This is a genomic window from Aeromonas sp. QDB68 (genome assembly GCF_027707405.1).
Taxonomy (GTDB): Bacteria; Pseudomonadota; Gammaproteobacteria; order Enterobacterales; family Aeromonadaceae; genus Aeromonas; species Aeromonas caviae.
Map to the genome: position 1 here is coordinate 1 of NZ_JAPCIQ010000128.1, position 7,862 is coordinate 7,862.

At 63.1% G+C, this 7,862-nt stretch carries 7 protein-coding genes; 3 read left to right on the forward strand and 4 right to left on the reverse strand.

Annotated elements, in window-relative coordinates; all coding sequences use genetic code 11:
• Window positions 1-129 precede the first annotated feature (129 nt).
• Window positions 130-2,277, reverse strand: a complete 2,148-nt coding sequence (gene ovoA, locus PG892_RS20465) for a 5-histidylcysteine sulfoxide synthase (protein ID WP_210557639.1) — start codon at window positions 2,275-2,277, stop codon at window positions 130-132.
• 298 nt (window positions 2,278-2,575) lie between these two features.
• Here ovoA and PG892_RS20470 point away from each other — a divergent pair, with 298 nt between their 5' ends.
• Window positions 2,576-3,298: a GIN domain-containing protein gene (locus tag PG892_RS20470; RefSeq protein WP_210557641.1), complete on the forward strand. Its 723-nt coding sequence runs from the start codon at window positions 2,576-2,578 to the stop codon at window positions 3,296-3,298.
• Between the two features lie 72 nt (window positions 3,299-3,370).
• On the opposite strand, the gene PG892_RS20475 is transcribed toward PG892_RS20470, so the two are convergent.
• The 3 genes from PG892_RS20475 to PG892_RS20485 form a co-directional block, all read right to left on the reverse strand.
• A complete protein-coding gene (locus PG892_RS20475) occupies window positions 3,371-3,940 on the reverse strand; it encodes a DinB family protein (protein ID WP_210557643.1) in 570 nt (189 codons plus the stop codon).
• 63 nt (window positions 3,941-4,003) lie between these two features.
• Complete coding sequence (gene fghA, locus PG892_RS20480; protein WP_210557645.1) at window positions 4,004-4,852, reverse strand: S-formylglutathione hydrolase; 849 nt, start codon at window positions 4,850-4,852, stop codon at window positions 4,004-4,006.
• 51 nt (window positions 4,853-4,903) lie between these two features.
• A complete protein-coding gene (locus PG892_RS20485; RefSeq protein WP_010672469.1) occupies window positions 4,904-6,031 on the reverse strand; it encodes an S-(hydroxymethyl)glutathione dehydrogenase/class III alcohol dehydrogenase in 1,128 nt (375 codons plus the stop codon).
• A gap of 118 nt (window positions 6,032-6,149) precedes the next feature.
• Between PG892_RS20485 and PG892_RS20490 the strand changes: the two genes are divergently transcribed.
• Both PG892_RS20490 and PG892_RS20495 read left to right on the forward strand, forming a co-directional pair.
• A complete protein-coding gene (locus PG892_RS20490; protein ID WP_210557647.1) occupies window positions 6,150-7,055 on the forward strand; it encodes a LysR substrate-binding domain-containing protein in 906 nt (301 codons plus the stop codon).
• 166 nt (window positions 7,056-7,221) lie between these two features.
• On the forward strand, window positions 7,222-7,662 hold the full coding sequence (locus PG892_RS20495; protein WP_033131364.1) for a TM2 domain-containing protein: 441 nt from the start codon (window positions 7,222-7,224) through the stop codon (window positions 7,660-7,662).
• Window positions 7,663-7,862 lie beyond the last annotated feature (200 nt).

The following is a 7,862-nucleotide window of genomic DNA, read 5'->3' on the forward strand; positions in this document are numbered from 1 at the left end:
CGAAACCCAACAAGGAGTTTCGGATTCTTACACAGCCTGAGGATCGGTCAATGGATCCTTAACTGATCGGCATTAAGGCCAGTGGGCCTCCCTCTTTCGTTTGCCGCCTCGTCAGCGTTTGCCGCCTCGTCAGCGTTTGCGCCAGACGGTGAGCTGAGCCACCGTGTGCTGGTACTTGCGGGCGGTCTCGCGGATGACGAAGGGGACGTCCCTCGGGGGCATGTGCTCCTCGAACTCCTCCGCCAGCAGCCGTTGCAGCGCCTGATAGGTGCCGAGGGCCTCGCCGTTTTCCCGGATGCCGCCGAGCCAGTTGGCCTTGGGGGTGTAGTCGGTCAGCCAGGTGTAGGGGCTGGTGAGCACCAGCAGGCCGCCGCTGCGAAGGCGCGGAGCAATGTCCCGCAGGAAGCGGGCGGGCTCCCGCAGTCGGTCGATGAGGTTGGAGGCGAGCACCAGATCGTAGTCGCCGTACTTGGGCTTGAGGTTGCAGGCATCCCCCTGGCTGAAGTGGACCCGCTCGCTCTGCTCGCGACCGAGCTCGTGGCGGGAGAGGCGCGCCTCGCAATATTCCACCAGATCCCCTTCCACCGGCACCGCATAGCGGAAGCTGTCCTGTCTTGCCAGGGTCAGGGCCACGTCGATGAAGCGGGCCGAGTAGTCCACCCCGTCCACGTGGGCGAAGCGGCGAGCCAGTTCGAAGCTGGCGCGGCCGGTGGCGCAGCCGATATCCAGCGCCCGCTCATGGCGGCCGCAGAGCTCGCTGGCAAGACCGGCCAGAGCCTCGGCGTAGTTGGCGACCCCGAAGTGGCTCGGGCCGTACTGGAAGTCGAGGTACTGAGCGACGAGCGTGTCGGTTTCATAAGGGTTCACGATGACGGGCTCCTGATAGCGTGAGACCAGGTAGCGGAAGCCCGCGTGCTGGAAGAAGTGGCGACGGAAGGCGTAGCGGGAGGACTTGAGCGCCTCGTTGCCGGTGCTGATCCAGCTCCCGCCCTTGATGAGGGTGTGCTTGCCGTCGAAGGTGGGGGTGGAGAAGTCGTCGTAGAGGGGGTGCACCTTGAACCCCTCGAAGCCGTCGATGGCGGTGCTGGTCCACTGCCAGACGTTGCCCACCAGATCGAAGAAGCTGCCCTGGGGGCAGGCATCCACCGGGCAGGAGGAGGCGAAGCGGGCCAGGTTGATGTTGCCGGGGGCCTCCATCCAGTCCGGCTGATCGCCGGCCAGTTGCTCCCGCAGCAGCATCCACTCCCCCTCGCTTGGCAACTGGACGGGCAGGCCGGTCTGATCCGCCTTCCAGCGGCAGAAGGCGGCGGCCTCCAGCTGGTTCACCTCCACCGGCCAGTCCCAGGGCATGGGGACCTGCTCGGTCATCAGCCGCAGTTGCAACTGCTCGGGTTCATTGGGATCGCCGACCCAGAAGGTGGGCATGCGGGCGTTGGCATACTGGCGCCAGCCCCGGCCCTCGTCGTCCCACCAGGCGGGCGCTTCATATCCGCCCGCCTGCACGAAGGCCAGGTATTCGGCGTTGCTCACCAGCATGCGGCTGGCCTGGAAGGGGGCCAGCTCGATGTGGCGCTCGCCGTATTCGTTGTCCCAGCCGTAGGTGGCATCCTGCTTGCCGAGGCGCACCTGGCCGCCGGCCACCGGCAGCAGGGTGTTGACGGGGACGGCGGCGAGATCGTGGCGCGCCTCGGGGCAGACCGGCCACTGGGGCTGGCTGCGCACCCAGGCCAGGGGCAGCTGGCGGATCAGCACACTGGAGGTCTCGAGGTGAATGCGCTCGTGCTCTATGCCCATCAGGATGACCCAGGCTGGGCTTTGCCAATGGATGGGCAGCTCAATCGGCATTCGCTCGATGAAATCACACACCAGGGCGCGCACCCGGCCGCGGTAGGCGCGCAGTTCGGCCACCGTGGGCCAGTCGTAGTGGGTTTCGTCCAGATCGTCCCAGCTCATCTCGTCCACCCCGATGGCGACCAGGGCCTCGATGCGGGGGTCGATGCGACCCTCGATGAGACGGGCCGCCAGCAGCTTGTTGACGAAGAAGGCGGCGGTATGGCCGTAGTAGAAGATGAGCGGGTGGCGCAGGGGGATCGCCTTGTTGAACCAGGCCCGCTCGTCGGCCAGGCAGTCGAACAGCGAGTCGTAGAGATCGAAGGTCTGGCAGAAGTAGGCGAGCAGCTCGCGGCGCTTGTGGTCGGGATCGTCGCCGGTCAGCAGCGGGGTGCGGGTGGGGGCAGGCAGGCCCGGATGGACGAATGAGTGGCTGGCTTGGGTCACGCTCTGACTCCTTGTTGATTCTGGCGGGTGAAGCAGCGATGGAGTGCTCTATACGCACCAGGTATCACTATTGGCTCAACGAACCGGGGCGGCAACCAAAAAAATGGGTCAACACCCCCCTTCGGGTGTGGTCAGATTGACCAGATTGTGGTCTGAATGACTCTTTGTTATGGACCCTTCGAGCCTCTAAATATTGAAATGGATAGATAAATCATGATGTTAGCTATATGGCACAGGGTTTGCTGATTGCCACTCACCTGCCGCGCCGTGCGGCAAAGAGGAAACGAGGAGTAGCGGGATGAAATGGATGCTGGGAGTGGTGCTGGCCCTGGGACTGACCGGATGCAGCTGGCAGGATGACGTCAAGGTGCGCGGGGAGGGGGCCGTGGTGGAGCAGCAGCATCCCCTGGGGCATGAGGTGACCCGGGTGCTGGCGGGCGTGCCCGCCAACCTGTACCTGGTGGCCGGAGAGAGCCACACCCTCAGGGTCAAGGGGGAGGCCAACCTGCTGCCCTATCTGGTGCTCACCGAGAAGGGGGAGAGGCTGGAGATCGAGGTCAAGGATGGCTACCGGCTCGACCCCACCCAGCCGCTGGAGATCACCATCACCCTGCCGACGCTGCACGAGTTGGCACTGGCGGGGGTTGGCAACGGCGCCTTGCGCGACTTCAAGGGGGATGATCTGGTGCTCTCCCTGGCGGGCACGGGGGACATCGTCGCCAGCGGGCTGACGCTGGATCGGCTGGAGGGCAACATCGCCGGGCTGGGCAACCTGGATCTGGGGCAGGGCTCCGCCCGGGTGATGGCGCTGAACATCGCCGGCGCCGGTGGCGTCAAGGGGGCCGGGATCGCCAGCGAGGAGGTCGAGGTGAGCATCGCCGGCAGTGGCGAGGTCGAGGTGCGTGCCCGGTCGCGGCTCAAGATAGAGATCGCCGGAGCCGGTGCGGTCAACTACTGGGGCAGCCCAGCGCTGACCAGCGAGATCGCGGGCTCGGGTCAGGTGAGCCGGTTGGGGAGCTGATCCCATCACCGCAACAATGAAAAAGGCCCCTCGGGGCCTTTTTTGCAGGATACGACACTGTTGAGCGACGCCTCACTCGAGGGGGAGTGCGAGGCCCAGATCGGCGTTCAGGCGCATCAGCAGCCACTGCATGCCGGCGAGGTGCTGGTGGTCATGGCTGACGAGCAGGCGCACCAGACCGTCCAGGGTCACCTCCCCATAGCCGCCATAGCGGGCGCGGCGCTGCCAGGCGTCGGACGGTACCGTCTTCAGCCATTCGACGGTCTGCAGGCGGGCGGTGCGAAACCGGTCGAGCTGCGTGGCGGTATCCTGCCGGGGGTAATCATGGTCCAGCGCCAGCTGATAGCCATCGAGGGAGGCGAGTTCCGGCCGGCTCTCCGCCAGGGTGCGACGAAACCGCACCTGATAGCCATCGAGGGAGGCGAGTTCCGGCCGGCTCTCCGCCAGGGTGCGACGAAACCGCACCTGATAGCCCAGCACCTCGATGTCCAGCAGGTGGCAGAGGTGCCCCCTGGCACTGAAACGCTCGGAGGGGATCCCGGCCCAGTTGGCGGGTTCCCAGTCCAGACGGTCGGTGGGGACCTGTGCCAGCAGCCGCTCGAACTGATCAGGCATGGCCAGCAATGTGGTGAAGAGAGGCATCCTTGTCTCCTGTTTCCGGGTGAATGGCCGCCCGCTGACGGGGCGGCCACGAGCGGATCAGCCTCAGGCCGGTTCGCCCAGGTGGTTGGCGTGAAAGCGCAGGTGTGCCTCGATGAAGCTCGCCACGAAGTAATAGCTGTGGTCGTAGCCGGCATGGCGGTTGAGCGTCAGGGGCCACGCCCGGGTGGCGGCCACTTCGGCCAGGGTGTCGATGCCGAGCTGTTCGGTCAGGAAGGGGTCGTCCAGCCCCACGTCTACCAGGGTCGGCAGAGGCGGGCTGTCGTGATGGCGCAGCAGCTGGCAGGCATCCCACTCCTGCCACAGCAAGGGGTTGTTGCCGAGGTAGGCGCCGAGGGCCTTCTGGCCCCAGGGGCAGCGGCTCGGGTGGCTGATGGGGCTGAAGGCCGACACCGAACGGTAGCGACCGGGCTCGCGCAGGGCGGCGATGAGGGCCCCGTGGCCCCCCATGGAGTGGCCGCTGATGGCGCGCCTCGTCGAGACCGGGAAGTGGGTCTCGATGAGATCGGGCAGCTCCCGGGTGACGTAGTCGTACATCTGGTAGTGGTCGCGCCAGGGATGCTGGGTGGCGTTGACGTAGAAACCCGCCCCCATGCCGAGGTCATAGCCGGGATCGTCCGCCACCCCTTCACCGCGGGGGCTGGTGTCCGGCGCCACCAGAGCGATGCCGAGCTCGGCGGCGATGCGCTGGGCCCCGGCTTTTTGCATGAAGTTCTCGTCGGTGCAGGTGAGACCGGAGAGCCAGTAGAGCACCGGCACTTTCTGGCCGGTGAGGGCCTGGGGCGGCAGGTAGATGGCGAAGCGCATCTCGCACCCCAGCACATTGGAGCGGTGGCGATACTGCTTGTGCCAGCCGCCGAAGCTCTTGTTGCTGCTGATGATGTCCAGATTCATGTAAGGACTCCTTGCCCCGCCCATGTATCGATGGGCGGGGCGCTTATGGGATCAGTAGTGGATGACGGTGCGGATGCTCTTGCCTTCGTGCATCAGATCGAACGCCTCGTTGATCTGCTCGAGCGGCATGGTGTGGGTGATGAAGTCGTCCAGCTTGAACTCACCCTGCATGTAGCGCTGCACGTAGCTCGGCAGCTCGCTGCGACCGCGCACGCCGCCGAAGGCGCTGCCGCGCCACACCCGGCCGGTGACCAGCTGGAACGGACGGGTGCTGATCTCCTGGCCCGCACCGGCCACACCGATGATGACGGATTCGCCCCAGCCCTTGTGGCAGCACTCCAGCGCCGCGCGCATCACCTTGACGTTGCCGATGCACTCGAAGGAGAAGTCGACGCCGCCATCGGTCATCTCGACGATCACCTCCTGGATGGGCTTGTCGAACGTGTTCGGGTTGATGCAGTCGGTGGCGCCCAGCTTGCGGGCCAGCTCGAACTTGCTCTCGTTGATGTCGATGGCGATGATGCGGCCGGCCTTGGCCAGGCGCGCGCCTATGATGGCGGAGAGGCCGATCCCCCCCAGCCCGAAGATGGCGACGCTCTCACCCTCCTTGACCTTGGCGGTGTTCATCACGGCGCCGATGCCGGTGGTGACGCCGCAGCCCAGCAGGCAGACCTCTTCCAGGGGGGCGGCCGGGTCCACCTTGGCGATGGAGATCTCCGGCAGCACAGTGTATTCGCTGAAGGTGGAGGTGCCCATGTAGTGATAGATGGGCTGGCCGTCCTTGGAGAAGCGGGTGGTGCCGTCCGGCATCAGCCCCTTGCCCTGGGTGGCACGGATCTTCTGGCACAGGTTGGTCTTGCCGGACTTGCAGAACTTGCACTCGCCGCACTCGGGGGTGTAGAGCGGGATCACGTGATCGCCCACCTTGACGCTGGTGACGCCCTCGCCGACGGATTCGACGATGCCGCCACCCTCGTGGCCCAGGATGCAGGGGAAGACCCCTTCCGGATCTTCGCCGGACAGGGTGAAGGCATCGGTGTGGCAGACGCCGGTCGCGACGATCCGCACCCGCACTTCACCGGCCTGGGGCGGCATGACCTCGACCTCTTCGATGGAGAGGGGCTGGCCCGGTCCCCAGGCGATGGCGGCCTTACACTTGATGCTTTGAACCTGTGCCATGAATGACGTCCTCGTAGTGGTTGGATGAACGGAAATGAGTTCGGAGATCCAGTGTAGTTTCCCGCCGATTTGGTGATAATAAGGTGAAATCTGAAATCACTTTTACGCATGGGTAATAATGTTCGGCTGGGAAGGGGTCTGTGAATTTGTCAGCGTGGCGGAGCAGGGGGGCTTTACCCCGGCCGCGCGCAAGCTGGGGGTCTCGGTGGCCCAGGTGAGCCGCCAGGTGGCGCAGCTGGAGGACAGGCTGCAGGCCAAGTTGCTGCTGCGCACCACCCGCCAGGTGCGGCTCACCGAGCTCGGGGAGATCTATTTTCGCCACTGCCGCCAGCTGCTCGACAACCTCTACGAGGCGGAGCTGGCGGTGGGGCGCCATCAGGCGGTGCCGCAAGGATCCTTGCGCATCACGGCCCCCGTCTCCTACGGCGAGAGCCGCATCGCCCCCCTGGTGAACGACTTCATGGTGCGCTTCCCCCAGCTGGAGGTGACCCTCAACCTCACCAATCAGCTGCTGGACCTGGTGCACGAGGGGTTCGATCTGGCGATCCGCCTCGGTCACCTCAAGGACTCCAGCCTAGTGGCGCGCAAGCTGGCGCAGCGGGTGCCCTATGTGTGCGCCTCCCCGGCCTACACCGCCCGCCATGGCATGCCCAACAGCCTCTCCGAACTTGCCCGTCACACTTGTCTGGTGGGCAACAGCGACGAGTGGCACTTCACCCTGAACGACAAGCCCCACAGCGTGCGGGTCCACGGCCTGCTGCAGTGCAACAGCGGTCACGCCCTGCTGGATGCGGCCCTCAAGGGGATCGGCATCATCCAGCTGCCGGACTACTACGTCAGCGACCACCTGGCCCGGGGGGAGCTTATCGAGCTGCTGCCGGAGCTGCGGGCGCCGGCGGAGGGGATCTGGGCTCTCTATCCCCACAACCGCCACCTCTCCCCCAAGGTGCGGCTGCTGGTGGACTATCTGGCCGAGCGCCTCAGTGATCCCCACCAACCCGCCCTGGTACGGCCCATCGGTTGATGGGGGCGATACAGGTATAAGAAAGAGGCTTGAATGGGTTGATAGAATACAAGTATTCATAAATGAATTTTTGTTTCAAATGAGCCTTTGTTGTTGTAGCCTGTCAAACGCAATAGACCTGCTCATACCGGGTCTTTATCCTCTTATTGCTAAAGGACAGATAATAATGAAAGGCACGGTTATTGATTTTAATGAATCAGCTCGTACTGGTTTGATTTCTGGGGATGATAGTAATAGATATCAGTTTGACATTATTGAATGGAAAGGGAATCAGCTCCCGAAGAGTGGCTTGAAAGTTGATTTTTCTATTGAAGGCGAGCATGCAAAAGCCATCTATGCCATAGCCTCTAATGCTGGTTCTTCCAAGAAGGTCGCAGCTGCGCTGTTTGCATTTTTCCTGGGCGCTTTCGGTGCTCACAAGTTCTACCTGGGTTACACCAAACAAGGTGTGATCATGCTGCTGATATTTCTACTTGGTTTCATTCTGCTTGGTTTGCCGTCGGTTGTTATCGGGATCATTGCCTTCATCGAATTTGTTGTTTATATCTCCAAGTCGGATGAAGAATTTGAGCAGACCTATATTATCAATAAGAAAGTATGGTTCTAGCCGATAAATTACCCGGCTAATTACAGGTTTATTGATATGTTGTGCTAATGAAGGAATAACCCGTTCTTTGACAAGGCCGGGTTATTTTTCTATTCAGCCAAGAACATCCTGGATATCTCAAAGAAAATCTATGGTCACCCCCTTTTTTGCAACCTTGATTTCGGGTGTTGTGGTTGGCTTGCTTAAATCTATCCGGCGTC